This is a genomic window from Labilibaculum sp. K2S, assembly GCF_030372765.1.
Classification (GTDB): Bacteria; Bacteroidota; Bacteroidia; order Bacteroidales; family Marinifilaceae; genus Labilibaculum.
Map to the genome: position 1 here is coordinate 118,281 of NZ_JAUCMW010000005.1, position 26,443 is coordinate 144,723.

General features: G+C 37.5%; 24 protein-coding genes. 23 read left to right on the forward strand and 1 reads right to left on the reverse strand.

The window, feature by feature from the left end:
* The first annotated feature begins 1 nt into the window (after position 1).
* The 18 genes from QUH73_RS08870 to QUH73_RS08955 all read left to right on the forward strand — a co-directional run bounded on the left by QUH73_RS08870 (position 2) and on the right by QUH73_RS08955 (position 20,095).
* A complete protein-coding gene (locus QUH73_RS08870) occupies positions 2 to 1,249 on the forward strand; it encodes an ATP-grasp domain-containing protein (RefSeq protein ID WP_289530083.1) in 1,248 nt (415 codons plus the stop codon).
* Between the two features lie 2 nt (positions 1,250 to 1,251).
* Positions 1,252 to 1,758, forward strand: a complete 507-nt coding sequence (locus QUH73_RS08875; RefSeq protein ID WP_289530084.1) for a hypothetical protein — start codon at positions 1,252 to 1,254, stop codon at positions 1,756 to 1,758.
* 3 nt (positions 1,759 to 1,761) lie between these two features.
* Entirely contained in the window at positions 1,762 to 2,724 is a 963-nt protein-coding gene (locus QUH73_RS08880; RefSeq protein WP_289530085.1) for a glycosyltransferase, read from the forward strand.
* Positions 2,725 to 2,986: 262 nt separating this feature from the next.
* On the forward strand, positions 2,987 to 4,246 hold the full coding sequence (locus QUH73_RS08885) for an O-antigen ligase family protein (RefSeq protein WP_289530086.1): 1,260 nt from the start codon (positions 2,987 to 2,989) through the stop codon (positions 4,244 to 4,246).
* 3 nt (positions 4,247 to 4,249) lie between these two features.
* Positions 4,250 to 5,332: a GNAT family N-acetyltransferase gene (locus QUH73_RS08890; protein ID WP_289530087.1), complete on the forward strand. Its 1,083-nt coding sequence runs from the start codon at positions 4,250 to 4,252 to the stop codon at positions 5,330 to 5,332.
* Complete coding sequence (locus tag QUH73_RS08895) at positions 5,319 to 6,254, forward strand: polysaccharide deacetylase family protein (RefSeq protein WP_289530088.1); 936 nt, start codon at positions 5,319 to 5,321, stop codon at positions 6,252 to 6,254. The genes QUH73_RS08890 and QUH73_RS08895 overlap by 14 nt, the downstream gene beginning before the upstream one ends.
* Positions 6,255 to 6,373: 119 nt before the next feature.
* Positions 6,374 to 7,456 (forward strand): glycosyltransferase family 4 protein, encoded by a 1,083-nt coding sequence (locus tag QUH73_RS08900; protein ID WP_289530089.1) that lies wholly within the window; start codon positions 6,374 to 6,376, stop codon positions 7,454 to 7,456.
* A gap of 52 nt (positions 7,457 to 7,508) precedes the next feature.
* Positions 7,509 to 8,732: a hypothetical protein gene (locus QUH73_RS08905; RefSeq protein WP_289530090.1), complete on the forward strand. Its 1,224-nt coding sequence runs from the start codon at positions 7,509 to 7,511 to the stop codon at positions 8,730 to 8,732.
* 16 nt (positions 8,733 to 8,748) lie between these two features.
* Positions 8,749 to 10,020, forward strand: coding sequence for a hypothetical protein (locus tag QUH73_RS08910; protein WP_289530091.1), 1,272 nt, complete (start codon positions 8,749 to 8,751; stop codon positions 10,018 to 10,020).
* Positions 10,017 to 11,117, forward strand: a complete 1,101-nt coding sequence (locus QUH73_RS08915) for a hypothetical protein (protein WP_289530092.1) — start codon at positions 10,017 to 10,019, stop codon at positions 11,115 to 11,117. The genes QUH73_RS08910 and QUH73_RS08915 overlap by 4 nt, the downstream gene beginning before the upstream one ends.
* Positions 11,118 to 11,224: 107 nt before the next feature.
* Positions 11,225 to 11,401, forward strand: a complete 177-nt coding sequence (locus tag QUH73_RS08920) for a hypothetical protein (protein WP_289530093.1) — start codon at positions 11,225 to 11,227, stop codon at positions 11,399 to 11,401.
* Between the two features lie 29 nt (positions 11,402 to 11,430).
* Positions 11,431 to 12,513: a hypothetical protein gene (locus QUH73_RS08925; protein WP_289530094.1), complete on the forward strand. Its 1,083-nt coding sequence runs from the start codon at positions 11,431 to 11,433 to the stop codon at positions 12,511 to 12,513.
* A gap of 243 nt (positions 12,514 to 12,756) precedes the next feature.
* Positions 12,757 to 13,959, forward strand: coding sequence for a hypothetical protein (locus tag QUH73_RS08930; RefSeq protein WP_289530095.1), 1,203 nt, complete (start codon positions 12,757 to 12,759; stop codon positions 13,957 to 13,959).
* 49 nt (positions 13,960 to 14,008) lie between these two features.
* Positions 14,009 to 14,755, forward strand: a complete 747-nt coding sequence (locus tag QUH73_RS08935; RefSeq protein WP_289530096.1) for a WecB/TagA/CpsF family glycosyltransferase — start codon at positions 14,009 to 14,011, stop codon at positions 14,753 to 14,755.
* Between the two features lie 143 nt (positions 14,756 to 14,898).
* Positions 14,899 to 16,302, forward strand: a complete 1,404-nt coding sequence (locus tag QUH73_RS08940; RefSeq protein WP_289530097.1) for a sugar transferase — start codon at positions 14,899 to 14,901, stop codon at positions 16,300 to 16,302.
* 46 nt (positions 16,303 to 16,348) lie between these two features.
* A complete protein-coding gene (locus QUH73_RS08945; RefSeq protein ID WP_289530098.1) occupies positions 16,349 to 17,143 on the forward strand; it encodes a polysaccharide biosynthesis/export family protein in 795 nt (264 codons plus the stop codon).
* Positions 17,144 to 17,180: 37 nt separating this feature from the next.
* The gene (locus QUH73_RS08950) at positions 17,181 to 19,568 is read left to right on the forward strand and encodes a GumC family protein (protein WP_289530099.1); all 2,388 of its coding nucleotides are present in this window, start codon (positions 17,181 to 17,183) and stop codon (positions 19,566 to 19,568) included.
* A 116-nt stretch (positions 19,569 to 19,684) separates the two neighbouring features.
* Complete coding sequence (locus QUH73_RS08955; RefSeq protein WP_289530100.1) at positions 19,685 to 20,095, forward strand: BT0820 family HAD-type phosphatase; 411 nt, start codon at positions 19,685 to 19,687, stop codon at positions 20,093 to 20,095.
* Positions 20,096 to 20,237: 142 nt separating this feature from the next.
* Here QUH73_RS08955 and QUH73_RS08960 read toward each other — a convergent pair whose 3' ends face one another.
* Positions 20,238 to 21,545 (reverse strand): DEAD/DEAH box helicase, encoded by a 1,308-nt coding sequence (locus QUH73_RS08960; protein WP_289530101.1) that lies wholly within the window; start codon positions 21,543 to 21,545, stop codon positions 20,238 to 20,240.
* A 163-nt stretch (positions 21,546 to 21,708) separates the two neighbouring features.
* Here QUH73_RS08960 and QUH73_RS08965 point away from each other — a divergent pair, with 163 nt between their 5' ends.
* The 5 genes from QUH73_RS08965 (at position 21,709) to QUH73_RS08985 (ending at position 26,399) form a co-directional block, all read left to right on the forward strand.
* The gene (locus tag QUH73_RS08965; RefSeq protein WP_289530102.1) at positions 21,709 to 21,915 is read left to right on the forward strand and encodes a hypothetical protein; all 207 of its coding nucleotides are present in this window, start codon (positions 21,709 to 21,711) and stop codon (positions 21,913 to 21,915) included.
* A gap of 85 nt (positions 21,916 to 22,000) precedes the next feature.
* Entirely contained in the window at positions 22,001 to 23,443 is a 1,443-nt protein-coding gene (locus QUH73_RS08970; protein WP_289530103.1) for a site-specific DNA-methyltransferase, read from the forward strand.
* A gap of 236 nt (positions 23,444 to 23,679) precedes the next feature.
* Complete coding sequence (gene tdh / locus QUH73_RS08975; RefSeq protein ID WP_289530104.1) at positions 23,680 to 24,711, forward strand: L-threonine 3-dehydrogenase; 1,032 nt, start codon at positions 23,680 to 23,682, stop codon at positions 24,709 to 24,711.
* 193 nt (positions 24,712 to 24,904) lie between these two features.
* Complete coding sequence (locus tag QUH73_RS08980; protein WP_289530105.1) at positions 24,905 to 25,267, forward strand: hypothetical protein; 363 nt, start codon at positions 24,905 to 24,907, stop codon at positions 25,265 to 25,267.
* 61 nt (positions 25,268 to 25,328) lie between these two features.
* Positions 25,329 to 26,399 (forward strand): ferredoxin--NADP reductase, encoded by a 1,071-nt coding sequence (locus QUH73_RS08985; protein ID WP_289530106.1) that lies wholly within the window; start codon positions 25,329 to 25,331, stop codon positions 26,397 to 26,399.
* Positions 26,400 to 26,443 lie beyond the last annotated feature (44 nt).

Consider the following 26,443-nt stretch of genomic DNA (forward strand, 5'->3'; position numbering starts at 1 on the left):
TATGAATAAGAAGAAGATATTACTACTTGGGGGTTCTTATTTTCAGGTGCCTTCTGTTCTTGCTGCAAAGAAGTTGGGCTATCACGTAATTACCTGTGATTTTGCGCCTGAAAATCCCGGGCATCAATATGCCGATGAGTATTACAACATTAGCACTACGGATAAAGAATTGGTGCTCGAACTGGCTAAAAAGCTGAAGATAGATGGTATCGTGGCCTACGCTTCGGATCCTGCCGCACCAACCGCAGCATATGTATCCGAAAAAATGGAGCTGCCGGGGAATTCCTATCAATCGGTGAAAATTTTGGCAGAGAAAGATTTGTTTAGGAATTTTCTTCAAAAGAATGGATTTAACCTGCCAAAATCAAAAGGATTTGAGAGCTTGGCAGATGCCTTGCTTGAAATCGATGAATTTTCATTTCCGTTGATGGTAAAACCTGTTGATTCATCGGGAAGTAAGGGGGTTCGAAAGATTCATTCAGCGGGAGAGTTGATAAGCGCTTTTGAATATGCGATGAGTTTTTCCAGAACCAAAAGGATCGTGATGGAGGAGTTTCTTGTTAAGAAAGGACCGCAGATTCATGGTGATGTATTTGTATGCGGAGGGAAAATCTGTTTTTGTTATTTGGGTGATCACCATTTCGATGAAAAAGTAAATCCATTTGTTCCTTACTCTACAACATTGCCATCGATCCATTCCGCGGCTGTTTTGAGCCGGATTGAATTGGAAGTGCAGCGCTTGTTCGATCTTCTTGCTGTAAAGCAGGGAGCCTTTAATATCGAAGTTAGAATTGATGAGGATGACCGAATTTTTTTAATGGAAGTCGGTCCTCGCAACGGAGGGAATTTGGTTCCTCAGCTGGAGCAGTATGCAAGCGGATTTAATATGGTGCATGCGACTATTGAAGCTGCCATGGGAAAGAAAATTATTGTTGATCATATTCACAAAAAAGGCTTTTTTGCTTACTATGTTCTGCACAGCAGTCGGAATGGTCTGTTAAAAGAAATAACGATATCTCCGGATTTGGCCGAAAATATTCTGGAGAAGCACATTTTTAAAAATACCGGTGATGCGGTAATATCCTTTCAAGGATCGAATGCAACCATTGGCGTTCTTTTACTGCAATTTTCGTCGGGAGATGAGATGTATGAAAAGATAGACAACAGCGAAAAATACATTCAGATTGAACTCGAATCGGAAGAGATACTTCTTATAAATAATGTGAACACGAATCGCTTGGCTATTTAGCAATGAAAGCAATTGGCGGCTATTTTGAGTTGGAAGAGCTTGGCGGACCGGGATATTACCCGGATTTCCTGCATTTGAATACCGGAAGAAATTGTCTCGAATATTTGCTTCGGGTCGGTAATTTCAAAAAAATATACCTGCCAAAGTTCTCCTGTAAAGTGCTTTTGGAACCCATAAAAAAGTTGAATGCAGAACCTGAGTTCCATTCAATCGATCAGAATCTGAATCCTGTTTTAGATTTTTCACCAATAAAGGATGAGGTGGCGCTTTACATCAACTACTTCGGAATTAAAGATGCTGTACTTGAGCCGTTGAGTCATCAGATCGAGAATCTGATTGTTGACAATTCGCAGGCATTCTTTTCGGATAAAACATCGGCTTTGGGAACATTTTGGCAAAATACATTCTTCCTCTTCCTGTCGATCAGCGATACAACAGAGAAGAAATGGAGCGGATTTGTAATGTGTTACTGGCTGCGTTGTAAAAAAAAACATTCAATAAATTCTTAAAATATGACGACCCCTTTTGTTAGTATAAAAACGATTACCTACAATCATGAAAAATTCATTGCGCAGTGCATTGAAGGAATCATGATGCAGAAAACCAATTTCACGTTTGAATACATTATTGGTGAGGATTGCAGTACAGATGGTACAATGAAAATTGTTCAGGAATATGCAGCTAAATACCCTGATGTAATCCGGATCATCACCGACGAAAAAAATGTGGGCGCAACGGCAAACGATCATAGAACAGACCTTGCCTGCAAAGGGAAATATGTTGCTTTTTGCGAAGGTGATGATTTTTGGACCGATCCGTATAAACTGCAAAAGCAGGTTGATTTTTTAGAGGCTAATCCTGATTTCGGAATGGTACACACCAATTTTTCTTGTGTTAAAGATAGAAAAACAATAAAGAGTCTTCGGGGTGATGCAATGTTACCAACGGGTGATGTTTTAGATGATGTGTTAAAGGGAAATCACATAGCAACAGCAACGGTATGCATGAAAAATGATTTGCTTCAAAAAATTAATATTGGGCAGAAAATTGTTGATGAGAAATGGAAAATGGGTGATTATCCGTTATGGATTGAGACAGCTGCAGCAACGAAAGTTCATTACATGAAAGACGATACCGTAACTTATCGGATTCACGACGATTCGGTGACCCATAAATTAGATTGGAATGGAGATTATCGTTTTTTTAAGGACAGATATTTGATCAAAAAATATTATATCGGGAAATTTAATCGTCAGCATTTACTGCCTTTTATTTCAAACGTTTATCATAGGGAACTTTTGAAATATGCTATTTTCTTAAAGAAAGAGGATTTAAGGGAGCAGTGCAGTACCTATTTTAAAGAAAAAGCCAAAAGGAATGAATATTTGTACCGAATGCTTTCAAGGTACAAAATGTTCGATTCTGTTTTTTGTTTTTTATATACATCCAGAAAGAAACTTAAGATTATAGCTTAGGCTAATTTACTCCCCTGTGACTGGTAAATATTGTGATGTGGGATTGTTAAAAATAAGGGTGATATGTGCTTGAAATTAAATTGATGGTTGAAAAAGGAACAGCCATTTTTCGCTTTTGCGGATCGAATTGCACTGTAGGTATAGGTCTGCTTGAATTTCCAAATTGAGATACACGGGATCGGATCATGAATAAAATAGGAGAACTAATTGCAGTTGAATTGGAATAATAGAATTTGTAGTTGGTTAATTCGCTGATGTAAATATGAAGTACGTTGAAACAGGACTTTGGATGCTGGCTTTTTTTATTGCTTTTTTCTTAAAGAGTTATACAATTGGCGGTCAGGAAATGGTTTACATTTGGAAGCTGCCTTTACTTATTTTTCTATTTGTTAGTGTTCTGGGGCAGAAAGTCCATTTCAATTTTTTGATTCTCGGCTATCTTTTCGCGATTAAGAATCTGGTAAATATCTCTTTTTTCGATTATCCGGTTGATTCCATCATCAATTTCTCTAAATATTTAACGATACCCTTGGTGGTTCATTGGATTTATTTGAATATCAACAGTGTTGAAGGCCTGAAGAAATTACGGATGCTGCCGGTTTATCTGGCCTGCTTTCTAATTATTTCAAATATTCCTTACTATTTGGGTGTTTTCTCGGCTCCGGTCAGTAAAACCATGCTTTGGATGGAGGATACCTCTTTGGATGGTTTGGTTGGCATATTGGGCGCGCCGCATTATACCTCGGCTTTATTATCGATCGCCTGCATTGTTATTCTTGAGTTTATCATTAAGAAAAGAGGCGGTATGCTGTTGAATTTAGTATTGGGACCACTTTTGGTTTTGGGCGTATTCTTTCTATTTAAAACCTACACTCGAACCGGCTGGCTCATGTTTGTAGTTGGTGTTGGCGTCCTTTTTGTACGAAAAATCACTTTTAAAGAAGCGGGAAAAATATTGGCTCTTAGTGTTCTTTTATTTGCAGGTCTTGTTGTGTTGTATCAAACCAACGAGGGTTTCCGCCGCAGAGTGATGGACGACCGGGCGGGACAGGAAGATAAATCGGCATACGAAACAGTAGGTTCCGGGCGATTGCAAATTGCCGCGGTTTATTTGGAAAATTTGTACGAAAGTAATTTCGTTACCTATTTAGTGGGAATGGGCATGCAGGAATCACAAAACAGATATGAGAAAAAGGATGGAATGCCACTCTTTGCACACAATGGTTTTGTACAAACTTTAGTCGATAACGGAATACTGGGTTTCCTACTTTATTTGGTTTTTCTCTATTCCATTTTTAGCGAAATTTCCGCAGCAAAAAGCAGTTACAATCAATTGACTACATCGATCTTTTTCATGTTTATTTCCTGTTTGGTAACGCAGCAGGCAAACTACTTTTTATTAGATCTGTTTCTTTCTCTGTTCATCGGAATTTCATTGATCGAAAATAGGATTAACCGTTACATTGAAATAAAACAGCGGCTCGCATCATCAAATTCGATGACTCACTCAACTACAATTTAAAACATGTATCATTTTCGCTTTATTACTTTAAATGATCTCAAGGAGATTGATTATACAGGGAATTTTCCGAGTAATCAGTTCAACTGGATTTACAATTGGTTTTCTGTTTTCGAAAAAGTTGAAAACAATGTGCTTGGATACAATAAAAAGGCCTGTATCGTAGCAGCTTATAAAGATGATCAGCTTGTTGCTGTAGTTCCGCTTGTGAAATTATATCGGACCTATTTTAAAGTGATTAAAATTGAATTTCTGGAGTTTATGGGACAGCAATGGTCCTGCCTCGGCAATGATATTATAAAGTTTGATGATCTGGAAGAATGCTTTTCATCTGAATTGATTTCGTGGATAAAAACCAATATAAAATTTCACTTTATCTTTTTTAAATACCTGCCCGAATCATCGGTTTTGGCCAATAAGTACCGGTTGTTTCATTACGCTGGTGCGCCTTTTGTGCAAGTAGGTAAATACAATAATTATAAGGTGTTTTCGGATGAGGTTTATGCAGGAAAATTTCGTATGGATTTGAGAAGAACTTTTCGGAAAATTAAAAAAGATGGTTTTGAGTTCGAGCTAAGTTTTGAGAAAATAAATGAGGCGAGTTTATCTGAGATTAGACGAATTGCGAAATCGAAAGAAGTTGATGGGAAGAGCTTTTTGTACGGAGATACTGAAAAAGCTCAGTTTCATTTAAAAATGTATGAATGCTTTCCTTCGCAAGTCGTATTCGTAAAATTTAATCAGCAAGTGGTAGCTTACGCAACAAGTATCGATTGGAATGGAGAAAGAATTGGGATTGATGCAGCCTTTGATCGGGATTACCGAAAATATGGTGCAGGAATTCATTGTATTGATGCGGTTATACAGCATAGTTTTAGTGAAAAAAAGCAGAAATTGTCTTTCGGAATGGGATTGGATACCTACAAATTTCAGTTTACCGATCAGATTGATCGCTATTATATGTGTTTCGATTATCAGCTTCGATTAAAATCCTTGTTTGCCTTGCCTTACTTTTTGTATCGCTTGAAAAAAGAAGAGCAGCAAGTAATTAAAAATCTTCAAAATGTAAATGGCAATGGAGGGATTTAAGAAAATACTTGGAGATATTTTGGGTTTGGTTCTGCTTTTACTTTTTAAAGGTTATGGATTGAAAAAGTTCGATAAACATGTTTTGTCTGTCTATTTTCACAATCCGTCCCCTTTTTTGTTTCAAGGAATAATACGGTTTTTAAGAGCTAACAATTTTCATTTTATCAGCGAGAAAGAATTGTATGATTTTGCACTTAGCGGGGAGGATTTGAAGGGAAGAAAAGCTTTTGTTTCGTTTGATGATGCCTGGAAAGGGAACTTGAAGTTGATTCCAATTATTGAGAAATATCAAATTCCTATTTCAATTTTCACACCCGTTAAACCGGTTGTGTCGGGGAATTATTGGTGGGAATATGTTCCTTATTTAAAAAGTAAGTATCCCGAAATAAGTGGTGCGGAGGATTTAAAAAGGATGAAAAACAGACAGCGAATGGAATATGTTCGAAATGCTGTTGCTGAACGAATTTTAAAGAGATCGGCTGTAAATCTGAAAGAACTGGAATATTTGCACAACCATCCGCTTGTTACCATCGGATCGCATACCTATCACCATCCAATTGGTATTCAATGCAGCGATGAGGAACTGGCATTTGAGTATTCCGAATCGAAAAAGATTTTAGAGAGCTGGTTGAAAACGGAAATTAATTCATTTGCATATCCAAACGGCGATTACGATGAAAGGGATTTTGAATTCTTAAAAAAGAACGGCTATAAAATGGCTTTTACTACGAATCCGAATCTTAGCCGTGAAAATAATGGAATGTACGAACTCCCCAGAGTTTCTATCAATACAAAAGGAGGGAAATACGAAAATATTGCACGTATGTTAGGTTTGTGGCATCAGTACATTCAACCTTTGCAGTTGAAATTAAAATCAGAAAACAGGAAAGTCAGCGTTCAAATCATAGATCAGTATTCCTAAAAAGGGTAGTGTTCTCATACTTTATATATTCATGAAACGACTATGTAAAAAGTATTACACACAGGTGAATGAGTGTAATTTGGGAGTTCCATCTGACAAAAGCTTAAAATTATAAACAGATGAAAGAAGTATTATTTATTGCTCCTGGGAATACCAACAGTAAAGGTGGGATAGGCTTGTGTGTAAATAATTATTCGAAACACATTAAGCCATTTAAGCTGATTGTTACTCATCGCTTCAACTCTAAAGTGTTGAATAGTATTTGGTTTCCTGTTTGTGTAATTGAATTGATATTTCGCCTTTTAATAGATTCAGAGATTAAAATTATTCATATTCACGGAGCATCGAAAGGCAGTTTTTACCGCAAATACATTCTGTTCTCGATTGTTCACAGGTTATTTAACAAGAAACTGATCTATCACATACACGGAGGAGGTTTTCGCGATTTTTATTTGGAATCACCGGTATTTATACAAAAGAGAATTCGTTACGTAATTCAGTCTGCAGATGTTGTTTTTTGCCTGACTGAAAAATGGAGGCATTTCTTTTCCAGTGCGTTTCATCCGAAGCAGATTGTGATTTTGAACAACATGATTGTTCCTCCGGACGAACCCAATAAAATAGTGTTGAATGGCAAACTTCAGTTTCTCTTTTTGGGCTTAATTGGTGACAATAAGGGAATATTTGATTTACTAAAAACCATATCGAAAAACAGACCTATTTTTGAGGGTAAATTAACTTTAAAGGTTGCCGGCAATGGCGAAGTTGCCCGGCTAAAGAAATACATTGCGGGCTGGAAACTGGAGAGTCTGGTACAATTTGAAGGTTGGGCAGATGCAGAGAAAAAAGACCGCTTGCTGCGCTCATCGCATATTTTTATTTTGCCTTCTTACAAGGAAGGATTGCCTTTATCTATTTTGGAAGCAATGAGTTATTCACTGCCGATCATATCAAGTAATGCCGGAGGAATTCCTGATTTAATTTACAAATACAAGAATGGCATTTTAGTGGATGCCGGAAATGAGGAAGAGATAAAAAAAGCCATTTTAAAATTACTAAACAACCATAATCTGATACAAATCTACTCTGAAAGGTCGGCAAAAGGAAGCGTTGACTTTTATCCGCAAAGCGTTTTAAAAACTCTATTTTCTATCTACCATGAACTATCGGGGAGTAAGGGATTACTTATTGAGCAAAATTAAATTTGGGTACCGTTTTTCAAAGGAATTGCAACGAATTACGGAACTGTATTCAATGAGTGATTCTGAACTGCTGGAATTAAAAAACCGGGAATTTGTAAAGCAATATCAAAATGCATTTGCCAATTCAAAGTTTTATAAAAGTCTGTATCAGGAGCATGGTTTGAACCTAAATTCAATTCAATCTACCGATGATGCAAAGCTGATTCCAATCATCACAAAAGAAGATATTCGCCATCGGGTTGATGAGTTGCTTACGTGTAATAAACTCTTTGTTTATACTGCTTATACCAGCGGAACAACCGGATCGCCATTAAAGTTGTACCGCGATTATCAATCGGTTTGTAAAGAATATTCCTACGGATATTATTTTCAGATGTCGCATGGTTATCAGTTGGGCGACAAGGTTATTTCAATCAAGGGAGATTTAGATCAAAGAGAAATATCCAGATACGACCGCTCTTTAAATACCCTTCATTTATCGAGCTATAATCTGAATGAAAAAAATATTAAAAAGTATTACCGGTTAATTAAAGATTTCGGACCCAAGGTAGTAAAGGCATACCCATCGTCGCTGCAAATTCTTTCTGTAGAATTGTACAAAGCAGGACTCGATTTGCAGATTCCGTTGGCATTTACTTCTTCCGAAGTGCTGCACGATTTTCAACGAAGCATTATTGAAAAGATTCTGCACACAAAAATTTTCGATTGGTACGGGAATTCAGAGCAGACGATTTCTTTGGGACAGGTGAAGGAAGGTTTCTATCAGGATATTCCCTTGTATGGTCATGTTGAGGTGCAGGAAAAGTGTATTGTTACGACCGGGTTTATTAATAAGTCGTTTCCGCTGATTCGTTACAAAATTGATGATGTGATAAAACTGAAGTGCGACAGCAGCTGCATTCGTTGTTGTGCCAGCCAAATTTTAGGACGCGACAATCAGTACATAGAACTGAAAAACGGGCAGCAAATTGGACTATTGGATCATGCTTTTAATTTTAGCAATGTAAAGAACATTCTGGGAGCACAAATAGTTCAGAATGTGGTAGGCGAAATCAGTCTGAATATCATTCCCGATGATAATTTTACAGAGACGAATAAAGCGAACCTCATTAATAATTTAACTCAGCTTTTGGGTGCTGATTGTAAAATTCATTATAAAGAAATTGGTGAAGACCAAATTATTAGAACAGTATCAGGGAAGTATAATTTGATGGTTTCAAACCTCAATTCTCAGAAGAGAAATCAGGTGATCAGAGAAATTATACAGGAGGCTTAAACCATAAACTTCGAATATGACTTATCGATTAATCAAAGATTTGATTGCTTATAAAATTAAGTTTGGAAGTGGGTTCGAAAAAGAGCTCAAAAAGATTATTGATTTGAGCACCTGTTCGGAACAGAAATTACTGGATTTAAAAGAGAAGGAGATTGTAAAACAATTTCGAAATGCTTTTGAGAATTCAAAATTCTATCAGAATCTGTATCAGTCTCATGGATTAACGATTGATTCGGTTAAAAATTTATCGGATGTCAATAAATTACCAATCATCAATAAGTCGATCGTTAAAAAAAACAGTGCCGATATTTTAACCAAATCAAGATTAACGGTTTTTAAAGCTTATTCGAGTGGTACCACAGGAACACCTCTGCGGGTTTACCGCAATTTTTCATCTACCATAAAAGAGTATGCATACGGACATTTTTTCCAGCAGATGCATGGTTATCATTTAGGCGATCCGGTAGTTTCCCTTCGAGGTGTATTGGATCGGAATACGGTTTCTTATTTCGATAAAAGCAATCATGTATTGTACATATCAAGTTTTCATTTGGGGGCGGATAAAATTGGCAGGATTCATAAAATGATTACTGATTTTCAGCCGAAAGTAATAAAGGCATATCCAAGTTCCATGCACATATTGGCCACTGAGTTGTACAAAGCCAATTTGGAACTAAACATTCCGATTGCGTTTACTTCTTCGGAGGTACTGCACGATTTTCAAAGAGAAATTATAGAAAAAGTTTTTAACACCAGGATATTTGATTGGTATGGAAATGCAGAGCAAACAGTTGCTTTCGGACAGTTTGATGATTCTTATTATCATGAATTTCCCTTGTATTCACACACCGAATTCGAAGACAATCACTTAATAACAACCGGATTTATTAATAGTGCATTTCCATTAATTCGTTATGAGGTAGATGATCTGATTCAATTGGCCCCAACAAGCAACGGAGCCTGTGTGGTTCAAAAAATTGAGGGACGCGATGATGATTATGTGATTTTGAAAGATGGGCAGCGAATTGGACGATTGGATTTGGCTTTCAAGAAAATAAATCAACTTTTGGCCGCTCAGATAATTCAAAATACGGTTGGAGAGATAAAGGTAAATCTGATTCCTGATAAAGGATTTACAAAATTAGACTGCGCACAATTGGAACAAAATTTAAGGGCTTTGTTGGGGAATGACTGCAGGATTAGCTTTGAAAAAATTGAAACGCAGGGATTGATTCGAAGCAGCAAAGGGAAGTTTAATTTAGTTGTATCTCAAATTGAAAAAAAATGAGCCTGATTCAGAAGCAGATTGTGATTGTTGGAGCAGGACCGCAAGCTTTATTTTTGTTACGGGAATATAGTCGGATAGGATATTTGGTGACTCTGGTAGGGCGCAAAAATGAAATTGCCATGTACTCACGTTATGGCACAAAATTAATTGTTGATGCAGAAGAAGATTTAATTCAGAAATTAACCGGTTTAGCTGCGAAAAATGAGAAACAGGATTGTATGGTAGCGAGTGGTTTTTACCTGTCTTTTCTGATGAAGTATTTTCCTGAATTTTTCATTCTTTTTAATGTTGTACCTAAAGATACCAAGGCTTTATCTATTTTTTTGAACAAACTAAATACCTACCAATTGGCCGGGGAGATTAATTGTAAATACCCAAAATCAATTCTTCTGAGTCAATTGAATCACGATACCGATTACAGGAGTTTTACATTTCCGCAAATAGTAAAATGGAATCAGGATATTTATTTGTACCAAAAGCCAATCTTTAAAACCTGTGTGGTAAAAGATGTCAAAGAGCTAAAGAATCTTAAGCAAACTCTTATCGATCGGGAGAAAGAATCGTTGGTTATGCAGGAGTATTTGGGAGAAGATTTACAAAACAATTTTTCCTATGGAGCCTATTTTGATCAAGGAAAATTAGTTGCAGGCATTTGTGTGAATGAAGTCCGGCACTATCGTTCGGGAGTCTCTTCGGTTGTGGAAGAATATCGTGGCGAATTTGCCGAAATCATCGAAGAAAAATCCATTAACCTAATTGGCAAAACATTATTTACCGGTTTTCTTGATGTTGAATTTAAAATCTTTAATGGCGAGCCTTATCTTTTGGAAGTAAACCCCCGTCCATTTGGATTTATCCGGATTATGAAACTGAAATATCCTGATTTGATCCCCTATATTTTAGGCGATAGTGTTAGCAATCAAAAGAATCCCAAGCAGGTTCAGTGGATGAATATATTGCGCGATATGGTTTTGGCTGTTAAAAATCCCCTCAGCATAATGCATATGTTATCGGTCCTATTCAATTTCAGCAGCAGAACTTTTGATGTGTGGGATATTGGTGATTTAAAACCATTTTTCCGACAGGTGAAACGCTAAAGAAGACCAAAGGAAGTACTCAAGGCTCAGGTACGCAAAGGAAATCACAAACGCAATGTGAAGAAATGCATGGGAACGTCGAAGAAATGCCTGATCAACGTGAAGAAATGCATGGGAACGTCGAAGAAATGCATGATCAACATGAAGAAATGCATGGGAACGTAGAAGAAATGCATGATCAACGTGAAGAAATACATGGGAACGTCGAAGAAATGCCTGATCAACGCGAAGAAATACATGGGAACATGGAAGAAATGCATGGAAACGGCAAGTGTTGCTCCTAAAATAAATCAAACGTAAAATCAACTCAACTTTGAAGACAAGTTTATGCCTGACGCTCGACTACGAACTTTTTGGTTCCGGTCGCGGTAATGTGTTTCAGCACATTATTGAGCCAACCAATAGAATGTTGAGCATTTGCAAACAGCACAACATCAAGCTGACTATATTTTTTGAAGTAGTGGAGTATTGGAAGCTGAAGGAAGCTTACGAGAATGGTATTTCAATGGGCTATCCATCGAATCCAGCTACTGCCATGAAAGAGCAAATACAGAGAGCTTATCAATTGGGGCACGATGTGCAATTGCATTTGCATCCGCAATGGATTGATGCGAAATATGAAAATGGGGAATGGCTGCTGAATTTGGATTACTGGAGGTTGCCGGAGGTGCCCGATCAACCGGACGAAACCATTAGTATGGGATTGTCAGACATAATTAGAAAGGGAAAAGAGACTTTGGAGTCCATTCTGCAAGCTGCAAATCCGGAGTACAAGTGCAGCATACTTCGGGCTGGTGGCTACAATATCGATCCATCTGACCGATTGCTGAAAGTTCTTAAACAGCATTCTTTTATTGCGGATAGCTCGGTTTATTTTGGCGGAAAAGCAGAGGGCAATTTATCAAGCTATGATTATTCCAACATTTCAGAAACCAAAGCTTACTGGTATGCCTCCAATACTTCTTTAATGAGTTCAAACGGCATTGGCAGTGGATTTTTGGAGCTGCCAATTTTTGCTCAAAAGCGAATACGGATCTTAAAATACGATGCAATACGAATAAAATCTGCAATGCAGAACAAAGCCAATTCTTTAGAGAAATTTAAAAACAACAGCGCAAAGAAATCAAAATGGGAGACTGTTCGGTTTTTGCTTCAGGAAGAGGCCTTAACCTGGGATTTTTGTTTGTTCTCGAAAGGTAAAATGAGAAGTTTTTTAAACGCGGCAATCAGGCTTCAGAAGCATTCTGCAATGCTGTTTCATCCCTTTGTTTTGGTCGGACATCCAAAGGATTTCTACTATCCGGATGCCTTGCTTTATTTGGCCAAACAAGCAGGCAAGAGAGAAATTGCATTTCATACTTTGAGCGAATTGCTTGTAAAGATAAAGGAACAGTAAATAAAAAAACTAAATCCCACAAAGGAGACTTTGATCTGCAATTAATGCTTGTTTATTTTTTGTAAGCCCTTTAGGGGTTTGGGGTATTGTAAGTAGAGAATCCGACAGAGTCGCAGACCTGTTGGAGTTAAGGTTGTCAGGAGCTTCGTACCCCTTGACAGGTTAAATCAATTTTCAAGCGTGATCAGACGCTAATCTTTAGTTAACAGCCTTTTTTATCTAACCATCTATTGTTGAGAAAACATGTACAAAACAAGCTTCGAAAATCTTCGAAACTATATCGAAAGCCAGGAATACAAAGGCTGGGATCCATACGATGCTTTGAATTCCAAATTTTTTCAGTCCATTCCTTTTGTGAAAAACAGCAGGTTAATGCGATTGATTTGGATTCAGGCATTTAAAAAGAACCCAATAAATTTCCGGGGTCTTACCAGAGTTGATAAGGATTACAATCCAAAAGGTCTTGGTTTATTTCTTAGTGGATATTGTAAGCTCTATCAACTTGATCGAACACAGGAAGTAAGATCCCGGATTCATTTTCTGAGTGAAAAATTATTGGAAATGCAATCCAAAGGCTGGTCTGGCCCCTGTTGGGGATACAATTTCGATTGGCAGGCCAGAGCCTTTTTTCAACCCAAAGGCACACCATCGGTAGTGGTAACTACTTACGTAGGATGTGCATTGCTGGATGCCTACGAAATATTGGGAGATGAAAAGTTGTTGGAGACGGCCTTGCAAATCAAAGATTTCATATTAAAAGATTTGAACCGAACCTACGACAGAAACGGGGATTTCTGTTTTTCCTATTCACCATTGGATCAAACTCAGGTTTTTAATGCTTCTCTTTTAGGAAGCCGGATGTTGTCGAGAATCTATCATTACACGCAAGAAGAGGAAGTTTTGAATTGTGCCAAACAATCGGCTCAGTATTGCATCAAGCATCAAAATTCCAATGGATCCTGGTCGTACGGTACTTTGCCTTATCATCGATGGATTGATAATTTTCATACCGGATTTAATCTCGAAGCTTTATCCGATTATCGCCGATATAGTAATGATTCCTCCTTCGACCGGCAAATTGCATTGGGATTGGATTATTACCTGGCCAATTTTTTCGCCGATGACGGAACACCAAAATATTACAACAATTCGGTTTATCCGATTGATATACATTGTCCGGCTCAACTGCCAATTACACTAAGCAGCTTACACGTGTTCGAAGAGAATCAGGAATTGGTCGACCGGGTTTTAAAATGGACAATCAGCAATCTTCAGGATCAATCCGGGTACTTCTATTTCCAGTTAGGGAAACGCGGAAAAAATAAAATTCCTTACATCCGATGGGCACAAGCCTGGATGTTTCTGTCCTTATCAAACTATTTAGTTGAAACCATAAAAACACCGGAATATGAAACGAGCCATGAGAAAAAGCTCACAAACATATGAATGACTGTTTGGCGAGTTCCATATGGCAAAAACTTGAAATTATACTCAGATGAAAAAGAGAATTACGATAATGAACTCGCCGGTTGACGTGTTGACGATGAAGGAAACTCTTCATTTGATCGACGATTCGATTCGGGATAAAAAGCCAATTCAGCACATCGTGGTAAATGCGGCCAAACTGGTGCACATGCAAACCGATACCGAGCTATATAAATCGGTAGTTGCCAGCGATATTATTAATGCCGACGGAATGGCTGTTGTCTGGGCTTCCAGATTACTAGGGGAATCATTACCCGAAAGAGTTTCTGGTGTTGATTTGATGCAGGAACTGGTTATTTTGGCTTCCGAAAAAAAATACAAAATCTTTTTCTTTGGCGGCAAAGAAGAAGTGGTATCCGAAGTGGTCCGAAAGTACACATCTGTTTTTGGAGAAGAAATAATTGCCGGTTTCCGAAATGGGTATTTTGATAAAGATCAGGAAGGAGAGATTGCTGAACAAATTGCAGCATCAAATGCTGATATTTTATTTGTAGCCATAAGCTCTCCAACCAAGGAGATTTTTCTGAATACTTACAAAGATCAGCTAAAAGTGCCTTTTGTTATGGGCGTTGGCGGTTCGTTTGATGTGGTAGCCGGAAAAGTAAAAAGAGCACCCCTTTGGATGCAGAACTCAGGTTTGGAATGGTTTTATCGATTCCTGCAGGAGCCCGGCCGAATGTGGAAAAGATACTTAACAACCAATTCTCTGTTTCTCTACTACATATTTAAAGAACGAATTCAAAAATTTTTCAGATAAACTCACACTTTATTTTTACTGAAGCAAGTGTGCATCTCAATTATAAAAAATACTCAACTCAGAATACAGACAGCCGTTGACCAACCATCAACTTGAAAAGCTGGCTGTGGTCTTTTAAAATTTCACTTTAAAACCTTACAACCATGATTAAAGGAAGAGAACAAACCCTTGCACGTTTGAGTACTCTTATGCAAGTAGGTTTATCAGTTGCTTGTTATTGGGTGGTGGCATGGGCAGTTACTACCTATTTAAGACCGGTAAATATTGATATTCACGATAATAATACAATTTACCTGCTGATTATTGCCATTTGGTACACTTTAATAAAGGAGCTGAATCTGGGTAAAATGCTACGGGTGAAAACCTACTCCGAATTGTTTGCCGAATATTTTGCCCTTGTTGTAATCAGTTCTGGATTGCTGCATTTAGGAAGCTTATTCCTTACTGATTCTGTACCAGCATTAATTCTGGCTTTGTTTGCCTGCCTAAATCTTGTAGTGCTTTTTGGCTTTCGGATGTTAAGTTATTATCTATTCAAATTACTGAGAGGGAAAGGCTTTAATACCAGAAATGTTTTAATTGTTGCCGATGATGAATCGTATCTGCACTTTATCGACCGAATGCTTTTTATTCGCGATTGGGGATACAATGTGTGGGCGATTATGTCGGATGGGAAACACATCAAAAATAAATACGAGTCGCACGTTCGGGTTTTGCATGAGCATTTTCAGCTAAGCGAAATTATCGATGCCAATGTGGTTGATGAGGTAATTTACTGCAAAGGAAAGTTTGATAACGAAGAGGTTCGTGCTCTGATTTATGCATGCTCCGAGGTAGGGGTTACATTCCGTGTTTATTCCGAATTGTTAAGTGTTGTTAGTCAGCGATCTCATCTCACTTATTTTAAAGAACTTCCTTTCCTTACGTTCGCCAACAATACGAAGAATTACTTTGCCCTTAAGGTAAAGGAAATGCTCGATTTCTTGTTTTCATTTGTTATTGTGGTATTGATTTCTCCTGTTTTATTAGCCATATCAGTGGCCATAAAAATTGAAGATGGAGGCTCTGTTTTTTTCCGTCAAAGTCGGGTAGGCTTGAATGGACGTATTTTTCATTGTCTGAAGTTTAGAACAATGGTTGAAAATGCTGAAGCCTTGCGGGTGAAGCTTGAAAATCAGAATGAGCAATCAGGGCCGGTCTTCAAAATTAAGAATGACCCGAGGGTAACCCGTGTCGGACGATTTCTTCGAAAAACATCTTTGGATGAGTTGCCTCAGTTCTTTAATGTTCTCAGAGGCGAAATGTCGATTGTTGGTCCACGGCCGCCAATCCCTTCCGAAGTTCAGCAGTATCAACGCTGGCAACGCCGGCGATTAAGCATGAAACCAGGAATTACATGTATCTGGCAAGTGTCTGGCCGCAATAATATTCCTTTCGAGGAATGGATGAAACTGGATATGCTTTACATCGACACCTGGTCCTTAAAACTGGATTTAATACTATTTCTCAGCACCATTAAAGTTGTGTTCACTGGTGAAGGGCAATAGTTAATCTCAATATATTTAAACTAGAATCAACAAAAAAACCAAGACCATGAATAAAAAATATTTATTTCTGATGAGTCTCATTTTAGTAATGAGTATCATTTCCTGTCGATCAAAAAAAGATTTGGTTTACCTGCAGGACACCGAAGCTGAGGTGTTGGCAAGTGAATTTACAACAAAAGTTCCCGAGTATCGGATCAAGACAAACGACAATCTGTTTGTGAGTATTAAATCCTTAAATCCAGAGGTGAATCAATTGTATAACCCTGCGCAAAGCGTTGGTGGAATGGGGGGAGCACAGCAATTATACAGTCAGCAATCCGACCAGTATTTAAATGGTTATCAGGTAGATTCAAATGGAAATATTTCTTTGCCAATTTTGGGTCATGTGGGAATTGCAGGACTTAGTCAGGCCGAAGCACAAGCTAAGGTTCAGGAGAGGGCCGACGAATATTTAAAGGATGCCAGTGTTAAAGTAAAACTCTTAAATTACAAAGTAAGTGTAATGGGGGAAGTTGCTACACCAGGTGTTTACTACAACTACAACAGCAGCTTAACTGTGCTGGAAGCCATTAGTATGGCGAATGGAATCACCGAATATGCAAAAATTGACCGTGTTTTGGTGATGCGGACCTCCGAGAAACAAAGTGAAACATTTCGTTTGGATTTAACAAAGAAGGATTTTCTAAAATCGAAAGCATTCTTTTTGCAGCCTAATGATGTTGTATATGTGGAGCCTCACAGGATTAAAAATACGAATATGAATTCGGCCATTTATAGCTTGCTGCTATCAACAGTATCTACGGCAGTATTGATAACCAGTTTAATACTAACCAACAACTAAGCCATATTGCTTGGTGCCTGGCACAAAATTTATTTCAATGAAATATGTAGATGAAGTAATGGATTATTTTGATCAAAAAGAGGGTCCGGATGTGAAGGAATTTCTTTATCGCCTGCTGTCGCAATGGAAGATGTTTGCTGTATGCGGAGCCTTGGGGATATTGTTGGCTTATTTTATTAGCAAGTATTCGAATCCGGTTTACATGATGCGGAGTACTCTCTTAATTCATGTTGATGCAGGGGAAACCAGCGCACAAAGTATGTTTGATGCTTATAAAATTCAGGAGAAAGCAAACATACAAAACCATTTAGAAATTCTAAAATCATATACCATTAACCGGAAGGCAATGAGAAACTTGGCTTGGAATCAATCCTGGTATAAAAAGCAGTTGTTTTCCGACAGAGGTTTATATAGACATGAACCATTCGAAGTGCAGCAAATGGACGGGGATAATATAACCAACTTACCAATTTCCATTGTTCAGATTGATGACAAATCCTATAAAATTAAAGTAGATGGGAAAGCCGATTATAAGGGTGATGAAGTACATGTTAAATTTGAAAAGAAAGCTTTTTTCGATCAGCCATTTAAGAACAACTACTTTCATTTTATACTTAAGAAGAAAGAAGAGGGAATTGATAAGAATGAAAATTATTTTTTCGTTTTCAACAATTTAGATGAGCTTACTCTCGCGTATATGGAGAGTATGACTATTAGCGTAGCTGAGAAAAAGGCTGAATTGATTCATCTTCGAATTGATAATTCGGAACCCGAAAGAGGAGTGGATTATTTAAATGAATTGAATTGGGTTTACATTCAATTTGGTTTGATCGAAAAAAATAAGAAATCGGAAAGTACGGTACGTTTCATCGATTCTCAGTTAGAGGGAATTGTGGATTCTCTTCAAATGGCAGGTCAGAGTTTTAGCAATTTCAGATCAAAAAACAGAATTGTTGATTTGGGACAGGAAGCCGGCGTGATTGTAGCAAAAGTAGAGGAGCTTGAAAGTCAGTTGTCCAGGGCTCAAATTTCTTTGGATTATTATGAAAATTTGTTGCGTAATTTAGGCGATGTAAATCAAATGAAACAAGTAATAGCTCCTTCCATAACAGGTGTTACAGATCCTTCGTTAGATGCATTGGTGGCTAAATTGACTGATTTGTACGGAAAACGGGAAGTGCTTTCTTATAGTGTTCAGGAGAAAAATCCGAGTTTGGTTATTCTGAATAAGGAAATTCAGTTAATTCAACAAAGTTTGGAGGAGAATCTTCAAAGCATGGTGGCCAACTCTCGAATTGAAGTACAAAGTTTAAGCGGAAGAATGGAGACCGTTAAAGAGCAATTGGCCCGAATGCCCAAACATGAGCAAAAACTGGTTAGTATGAAAAGGAACTTCGATTTAAACAACGAACTTTATACTTTTCTACTGAAAAAACGTGCAGAAGCAGCCATTGCCAAAGCATCCAATGTGTCCGATTCACAAATAATCGATCCGGCAAGATTGGCGACTATTGTTAAAATTAAGCCCAAAACAGCAATTAATTTACTAATTGGCATGTTTTTGGGAGTTGGTCTTCCTTTTTTAATCATTATTCTAAAAGAATTCTTTAATGATAATATCCAGAATAAGGAAGAAATTATGAAGAAGACTCAACTTCCTATTTTGGGGACTATTGCTCATAATAAATACAGCGAAGCAGTTCCGGTGTTTTATCATCCCCGATCGGCTATATCCGAGTCATTTAGAACCTTGCGGACAAATTTAACTTATGTACTGCCCAACAATCCGACTAAAATTATCGGAATTCATTCAACAATACCCGAAGAAGGAAAATCATTTGCTGCAGTTAATCTGGCTGCCATTGTTGCCATGAATAATAAGAAGGTTTTATTGATTGGTGCTGATTTACGAAAGCCAAAAATTGAAATCGCTTTTGATTTGGATAATGCGCTTGGCTTAAGCACCTATTTAATCAGTCATAGCAAATGCAGCGAGATCATTCAGGAAACTAACATTAAAAACCTTCACTGTGTAAGCTCTGGACCTGTGCCTCCAAATCCGGCTGAGCTGCTGGAAAATGGAAGGTTTGAGCAATTGTTATGCGAAGTGGAAGGGAAATACGATTATATATTTATCGACAATGCGCCTCTTTCCATGGTAACGGATGGAATCATCACAGGCAAATTTGCAGATGCTAATTTGTTTGTTCTTCGACGGGGATTCAGTCATCGGGAACAGATTAGTTTTGTGAATCAGTTGGCTGTAAAAGGCACTTTGTCGAACGTTTCATTGGTATTGAATGATGTTGCCATGAATGGTTATCAAGGCAAATCCTCAAGAAATACAAGTGGAAACGGATATTATTACGAAGACAGTTCGCCGGGAATAGTCCGAAGACTGTGGGAAAAAGTCTCCAGTAATTAAAAGAGTAAATAAATGGCCTGAATAACAATTCAGGCCATTTTTGTTCGTTAATCATAGAGAAAGAATAAAAGAATTCTATATTTTTATAACTAATTGATACTTAAATTATTCTCTTTATGATTATAGCTGTAGATTTTGATGGAACCATTGTACATCATAAATATCCTGAAATTGGAAGTGAAATTCCATTTGCTGTGGAAAGTCTGATCGCATTGCAAAAGGAAGGTCATCAAATTATTTTATGGACGTACAGAACGGAAGAAAATCTTTACGAAGCTGTTGATTACTGTGAAAAAAGAGGTTTGGAATTCTACGCTGTGAACAGCAATTACCCTGAAGAGGAATTTGATGACACCATCAGTCGCAAAATTTACGCTGATTTATACATTGATGACCGCAATTTTGGTGGATTACCGGAATGGGAGCACATATTCAGAAGCATTTCCACGCAAAATTCTATTTCGCATAAAGAATCCAAAACAAAAAAAATGTTTAGCCGGCTGCTCGATAAAATTTTTGATGATTAATAAAATTTAGTCAGCTTATTCAATTGTATAAAAGTCTTAACAGTTAACTGCTAATATTTAGTTACTAATTACTTTTTCCACTAAATAACTAGCCAAAGATTTAAAGTTTCTCTTTATTAAAGAGTCAATAATCGAACTCAGATTAATACGAAACCTGAATTTTAACTTTCTTCTTTTTAATGAGTTCGTTTTTAAGTTTCCGGGCCAATTTTTCGCCCATTCCTCTCTTTACCGCAACAAATGAAGAGTGATCGAGAACATCAATTTTCCCCAATTCCTCTTTTTTCAGATTTCCAACCTTACAAAAGAATCCAACCAAGTCAATTTTATTTATTTTTTCTTTTTTACCCAAACAAATGTAAAGAGTCTCCCATTCAGGTTCTGCCGGTAATGGTTGATCTTCTGCCAGTTCAAGTACTTCAATGTTTTCAGGAATAAATTCCGGAGGTGTTTCGTCCTGAGCAAGTACCAGATAGGAAGTTCCTTCGGCATTCATTCTGGCTGTTCGCCCATTTCTATGTGTAAATGCTTCTTCTACTCTTGGCAGTTGGTAGTGAATCACATTTTTAATTTCAGGAATATCCAATCCTCTCGAAGCAAGATCGGTAACAATCAGCAGGTAATGACTTCCATTTCGGAATTTTAGAAGGGCTCTCTCCCGATCATCCTGTTCCAATCCGCCATGAAAAACATCACACTGAATGCCTTCATTTAAAAAATGTTTTCCAATTCGTTCCACTGCATCACGGTGATTACAGAAAACTAAGCTTGGCTGATTTCCCAAATGACAAACCAATTGAAAAAGAGTCGCTAATTTGTCTTTTTCTACAGATATTACTTTCTTTTGATCCAAAGCAATCGGTTTTGCATTGGGAATAAAATCCAACTCGATGAGCGAATTTAGTCTGGTAAAATCCGGAATATCAATATTATTGGTGGCAGAGGTCAATACCTTTTTAATTTTAGAAGGCAGAGCTAGTGTAACTTCCTTCATTTCTTTCTGAAAGCCTAATTCCAACGACTTATCAAACTCGTCCAATATCAGAGTTTTGATATTTCTGCAATCAAAATTTCCTCTTCGAATATGATCTGCAATCCTTCCCGGAGTACCAATAAGCACAGCCGGAGGAGTTTTTAAATTGTTTTTTTCGGTCGACATTGGATGCCCGCCGTAGCAGCAATTTACCTTAAAATCAGTCCCCATACTTTTAAAAACACTCTCTATTTGCAAAGAAAGTTCACGTGCAGGAGTTAAAATCAGGGTCTGAACAGCATCTGTTTCAGAATCCAGTTCAGCAAGCATTGGCAACAAAAAAGCTAAAGTTTTTCCCGACCCTGTTGGGGATACCAAAAGCAGATCGCTGTTTTTGGTATAGGCTTTTGCGCATTCCTTTTGCATCTCATTCAATTCCTGAATTGATAGCTTCTCTAAAATCTTTTTAGTATCCATGTTTTTTGCTTGCATGGCGCAAAGATAACAAAAACTCAATGCCGGAAAGTTTGGGATCCCGAATAGTTCAAAATCCGCACAATTAAATCAACTTTTAATAACATATAGAGAACAAACAACGAATTATCTTCGATTACTTTCGGAAAAATTAATAATCAGGTATATGTATAGCGAAGGAATGTATCGAATCGAATTGATCAATTTATCGGGAGAGATCGTGTACTTAAGTTTAGGCTCGAAAAATCAGTTTTGTGAAGAAGAATTACCATGTAATTTACCTGATGAAGCTTATATGGTTCGAATAAGCGGCAATGATGATTATTTGTACGAGAGATTACTGCTTACTCAGGATTGTCAGGCATTTTCTTAGCACGAAATAGAGCTTTGGAATTTTTATTCAAGACTGAAAAGTTGTAGGTTTGTGAAACAAATCATATTACTTCAGACTTGTTGTTATGCAAGGAAAAAAGCTACTCTCTTTTTATCGGAAACAAAAGAAATTAACTGAGCTGAAAGGTCTTTTCCCAGAGGTGTTTGCAGGAGATCAATTGGATATTCAGAAGCTTAAAATTTATTTAGAATCTGACCAGTTAGTAGATGAATCGAATTATGGCTTAACATGGTTTGGAAAAGAGAATGCAGCAACGCAAGCCCGTGAAGAAAGTACGGATAAACTGTTTTTTGATAAAGCAAAATCTGTTCAGCCAAAAACGACTCAAAATCAGTTTATAGAAGGTGATAATTTAGATGCCTTGCGCTTATTGCAGAAAGAATATGCTGGGAAAATAAAGTTGATTTATATCGATCCACCCTATAACACGGGTAATGATTTTGGTTATAATGACCGTTTTAAAATCCGATCGAATCAGTATTTGGAATTTTTGAATGGTACCGGCATTGAACGGGTTGATTTTGGGCTGAAAAATCAGATTGAAAGCGGGGAAGTTCATACCAATTGGTTGAACATGATTTATCCGCGACTGATTTTATCCCGACAGCTGTTAACCAATGATGGTGCAATTGCCGTTTCTATTGACGAAAGTGAGAAGGCTAATGTGCAGCTGATTTGCAATGAGGTTTTTGGAGAGGATCATTTCGTTGGATGTTTCATCTGGATCAATCGAACGAACTCCAATGTTTCGGGTAATTTATTTGCTGCAAATCATGAATATATATTACTCTATGCTAAAAATGCAAAGGAAGTAAAGTTGAAAGGTGAACGTAAGGATTTATCCAATTATTCAAATCCTGATAACGACCCCAATGGAGATTGGATTCCTGATAATCCCTCGGCGGCAAGCGGTAACTCCAATTCCCGTTTTGTGATTACAAATCCCTTTACAAAAGAGGAATATTTACCTCCATCGGGACGATATTGGGCTTTTTCGAAACAGCGGGTTACCGAGTGGTTCGACTCAGGAAAATTGATTTTTCCCAAAGAGGAAGGCAAACGCTTTTTGTTGAAAAAGTACAAGTCGGAACTCAAGAGTATTTTTAATCCCATCTCATCGGTTATTACTGATATTCCAACAAGCAAAGGAACCCGGGAGCTGAAAGAATTATATCCGGAAGGATTGCCGTTTAAATATCCAAAACCAACTGATTTACTACTTGTGATTTTGGAGCAGTTAAGCGAAGATGAGGATTTGATTTTGGATCTTTTTGCCGGCTCAGCATCAATGCCTCATGCTGTTTTCAAACTAAACGAAAAGCAATCCACTAAACGACGTTTTATTTGTGTTCAGAATACAGAAATAGTAAAAGAGGATTCGGATGCAGGTAGAATGGGTTTTTCTACCATCTCAGATCTGGCAAGAGATCGGATCGTAAGAGCCGGAAAACTGTATCCTAAGCCTGATACTGGGTTCCAATTTTATAGAATTGAGAAATTAAAATAGGGATTGGGATCCCAGTATGTCTTTGAAATTCAACCATTATAAAATTTTCATCAGGCAATCGTGAATATGCATCTGCTGAAAGCTTTTCAAGAAGCAATACGAAGCGTTTTTTTTATAAATCAGATATTGAAAATCTAATTTAGTTTTTATACTTTCGAAATAGATTAATCGAATAGGCAACAGCCATATTTGCAGAGATTTAAATACTTACACAACAACAATATAACAAAACGACAATGACTAAAATGAAAGCTCTTGTAAAATCCAAAGCTGAAAAAGGTTTGTGGATGGAAGAAGTTGATGTTCCTAAAGTAGGAGTGAACGATGTTCTTGTAAAAATTAGAAAAACAGCTATTTGCGGTACCGATCTGCACATTTATAAATGGGATGAATGGGCACAGAATACCATTAAACCGGGAATGATTATCGGGCACGAGTATGTTGGAGAAGTTGCTGAGGTTGGAGCTGGTGTTACTGGTTTTAAAATTGGCGACCGTGTGACAGGCGAAGGTCATATTGCTTGCGGACACTGCCGAAACTGCCGACGCGGACGGAAGCATGTGTGTGAAAATACAGTTGGTATTGGTGTAAACATAGATGGTATTTTTGCCGAATATGCAGCTATTCCTTCATCGAATTTGATGAAAATGAGTAATGAGATTAGTGATGAGCTTTTGGCGATCATGGATCCATTCGGAAATGCAACACATACCACTCTTTCATGGCCGATTATCGGAGAAGATGTATTGGTTACAGGGGCTGGTTTAATTGGAAGTATGTGTGTGGCAATTGCAAAATTTGCTGGAGCCCGCTACGTTGTGGCAACCGAAACCAATCCATACAGAATAGAGTTGGCTAAGAAAATGGGTGCCGATCGGGTCATTAATCCTTTAACAGAGAGTCTTGATGACGCAATTAAGGATTTGGGTATGATTGGTTTTGATATAGGGTTGGAGTGTTCAGGTGCACCAGCAGCTTTTGGCGATATGGTTTCTCATATGTACAACTCAGGTAAGATTTCTCTTTTAGGTATTTTGCCTCCGCAAACAAAAGTAAATTGGAACGATATCATTTTCAAAGGACTTCAGTTAAAAGGAATTTACGGACGTGAAATGTACGAAACATGGTACCAAATGGAGCAGATGCTGATGAGTGGATTGGACTTATCTCCAATGATTTCACATCGCTTTAAAGCTGATGAATTCCAAAAAGGATTCGATATTATGGAAGAAGGAAATTGTGGAAAAGTAATTCTCGATTGGGAATAAATTTTCTTTAAAATATAGTTTAAAGCTCAGGTATTGCCTGAGCTTTTTTGTAATCGGAAAATATTTGTCTTGCACTGCAAGTTTGTTTCGATTTTGCCTCACCCTTTTAGCTTTTTTAAGTGTCTCTTAATTAAAGTCTTCATAAGTCTTTGATTAATTGGTATAAAATAAAGAGAAATTGTTAATGGTAAAAATGGGATATTGCTTAGAAAAAAATATTTTGAATATTGAATTGAAGAGAAAAATAGGACGTAAAGAGATGAAGGAGTGCTGGGAGAGAATCAATAATGATAGTTACTCTCCTATTACTTTAAGGATTTTTGAAGATGCTTCTCTTGCGGAATTTGATTTTAAAATCACTGAAATCGATCAGATTTGTAGAATTCTGGAACATCAGATTGATGGCAGTAGAGAAATTAGGCATGCAATGTTGCGTGTAAACCCATTACCAACTGCTTATGGAATTATGCGTGAACGGACTAATAATAATCCGCGGTATTTTCCAAAGGTATTTTCAACGCGTAAAATGGCAATGGAATGGTTATTGGAAAAATGATTGCTCTAACCAGTGAAAATATCCGTATTTTAATGAAAGAACTATATAAATCTCGGATATTATGGAACAGGAATTTTATCGCATACCCATACTTGCCATTCACAAGCCAATAAAAGAAGCTGTAACACTAAGCTTTCAAATACCAGATGAGCTGTTATCGGTTTTTAAGTTTCACCCGGGGCAACACCTATGTTTTCGCTTTGTTGTAAATGACGTGGAAGAACTAAGAATGTATTCTTTGCACAATTCTCTCTACGAAAAGGATTTGTATCAGGTAACTGTAAAGATTCAGAAAGATGGATTGGTTTCCAATTACATCGCGAACAATTTAAAAGCAGGAGATATTGTAGAAGTATCCGCTCCTCAAGGGGATTTTACGGTAAAACCGGATGAGAAGGCTGGTAAGTCCTATTATTTGTTTGCTGCCGGAAGTGGAATTACGCCAATTTACTCAATGTTAAGTTCCATACTGCTGGCAGAACCAAATAGTAAGGTGTTTTTGCTTTATGGAAATAGGAGTGTTCCCGAAATTTTATTTTACAATGAATTATTGGAGTGGCAGGCAAAATTTCCCGAGCGATTGAAAATTACTCAAACCCTTTCGAAACGATTCCTGGATTTTTCACTGGCTCCCTGGGATGGAAAACGAGGTAGGATTGATGAGGAGTTGGTGGAATCTTTTCTTCTTGAAAATCCAGCAGCTCCTGAAAATTCAGAATATTATATCTGCGGACCGGATGGGATGAATCAAATGATTCAGGAGACGTTGATCGATATGGGAGTTTCATCAAAATTCATTCATTTCGAGTATTTTTCCACTCAGGCTATTGAGTACGAAGAGGGATTAACTGCAGTGAAAAATGCCTTGGTGGATGCAACAATCAGGAATGAAAAATTCCAGCTGCACTTGGCGCAAGACGAAACTATTTTAGAGGGATTGAAAAGAATTGCGGCACCTGCCCCTTATTTTTGTCAGGGCGGTATTTGTGGAACGTGTAAAGCTCACCTGATTGAAGGGGAGGTGAAAATGAAAGCAACAATGGCTTTGAGTGCCGAAGATGTAAAGAACAGGGTAATCTTAACCTGTCAATCACTCGCGCAAACTGCTAAGGTCAAAATTGAATTCAAATAATATGGAGCGGTGAGCCTGTGCAAAAACAGCACAACACTCACCGT

Excerpts from the sequence above, each read along its gene's own strand:
- QUH73_RS08870 (WP_289530083.1), top strand. The coding sequence starts at position 2 with ATGAATAAGAAGAAGATATTACTACTTGGGGGTTCTTATTTTCAGGTG.
- QUH73_RS08875 (WP_289530084.1), top strand. The coding sequence starts at position 1,252 with ATGAAAGCAATTGGCGGCTATTTTGAGTTGGAAGAGCTTGGCGGACCG.
- QUH73_RS08880 (WP_289530085.1), top strand. The coding sequence starts at position 1,762 with ATGACGACCCCTTTTGTTAGTATAAAAACGATTACCTACAATCATGAA.
- QUH73_RS08885 (WP_289530086.1), top strand. The coding sequence starts at position 2,987 with ATGAAGTACGTTGAAACAGGACTTTGGATGCTGGCTTTTTTTATTGCT.
- QUH73_RS08890 (WP_289530087.1), top strand. The coding sequence starts at position 4,250 with ATGTATCATTTTCGCTTTATTACTTTAAATGATCTCAAGGAGATTGAT.
- QUH73_RS08895 (WP_289530088.1), top strand. The coding sequence starts at position 5,319 with ATGGAGGGATTTAAGAAAATACTTGGAGATATTTTGGGTTTGGTTCTG.
- QUH73_RS08900 (WP_289530089.1), top strand. The coding sequence starts at position 6,374 with ATGAAAGAAGTATTATTTATTGCTCCTGGGAATACCAACAGTAAAGGT.
- QUH73_RS08905 (WP_289530090.1), top strand. The coding sequence starts at position 7,509 with ATGAGTGATTCTGAACTGCTGGAATTAAAAAACCGGGAATTTGTAAAG.
- QUH73_RS08910 (WP_289530091.1), top strand. The coding sequence starts at position 8,749 with ATGACTTATCGATTAATCAAAGATTTGATTGCTTATAAAATTAAGTTT.
- QUH73_RS08915 (WP_289530092.1), top strand. The coding sequence starts at position 10,017 with ATGAGCCTGATTCAGAAGCAGATTGTGATTGTTGGAGCAGGACCGCAA.
- QUH73_RS08920 (WP_289530093.1), top strand. The coding sequence starts at position 11,225 with ATGCATGGGAACGTCGAAGAAATGCATGATCAACATGAAGAAATGCAT.
- QUH73_RS08930 (WP_289530095.1), top strand. The coding sequence starts at position 12,757 with ATGTACAAAACAAGCTTCGAAAATCTTCGAAACTATATCGAAAGCCAG.
- QUH73_RS08935 (WP_289530096.1), top strand. The coding sequence starts at position 14,009 with ATGAAAAAGAGAATTACGATAATGAACTCGCCGGTTGACGTGTTGACG.
- QUH73_RS08940 (WP_289530097.1), top strand. The coding sequence starts at position 14,899 with ATGATTAAAGGAAGAGAACAAACCCTTGCACGTTTGAGTACTCTTATG.
- QUH73_RS08945 (WP_289530098.1), top strand. The coding sequence starts at position 16,349 with ATGAATAAAAAATATTTATTTCTGATGAGTCTCATTTTAGTAATGAGT.
- QUH73_RS08950 (WP_289530099.1), top strand. The coding sequence starts at position 17,181 with ATGAAATATGTAGATGAAGTAATGGATTATTTTGATCAAAAAGAGGGT.
- QUH73_RS08955 (WP_289530100.1), top strand. The coding sequence starts at position 19,685 with ATGATTATAGCTGTAGATTTTGATGGAACCATTGTACATCATAAATAT.
- QUH73_RS08960 (WP_289530101.1), bottom strand. The coding sequence starts at position 21,545 with ATGGATACTAAAAAGATTTTAGAGAAGCTATCAATTCAGGAATTGAAT.
- QUH73_RS08965 (WP_289530102.1), top strand. The coding sequence starts at position 21,709 with ATGTATAGCGAAGGAATGTATCGAATCGAATTGATCAATTTATCGGGA.
- QUH73_RS08970 (WP_289530103.1), top strand. The coding sequence starts at position 22,001 with ATGCAAGGAAAAAAGCTACTCTCTTTTTATCGGAAACAAAAGAAATTA.
- tdh (WP_289530104.1), top strand. The coding sequence starts at position 23,680 with ATGACTAAAATGAAAGCTCTTGTAAAATCCAAAGCTGAAAAAGGTTTG.
- QUH73_RS08980 (WP_289530105.1), top strand. The coding sequence starts at position 24,905 with ATGGGATATTGCTTAGAAAAAAATATTTTGAATATTGAATTGAAGAGA.
- QUH73_RS08985 (WP_289530106.1), top strand. The coding sequence starts at position 25,329 with ATGGAACAGGAATTTTATCGCATACCCATACTTGCCATTCACAAGCCA.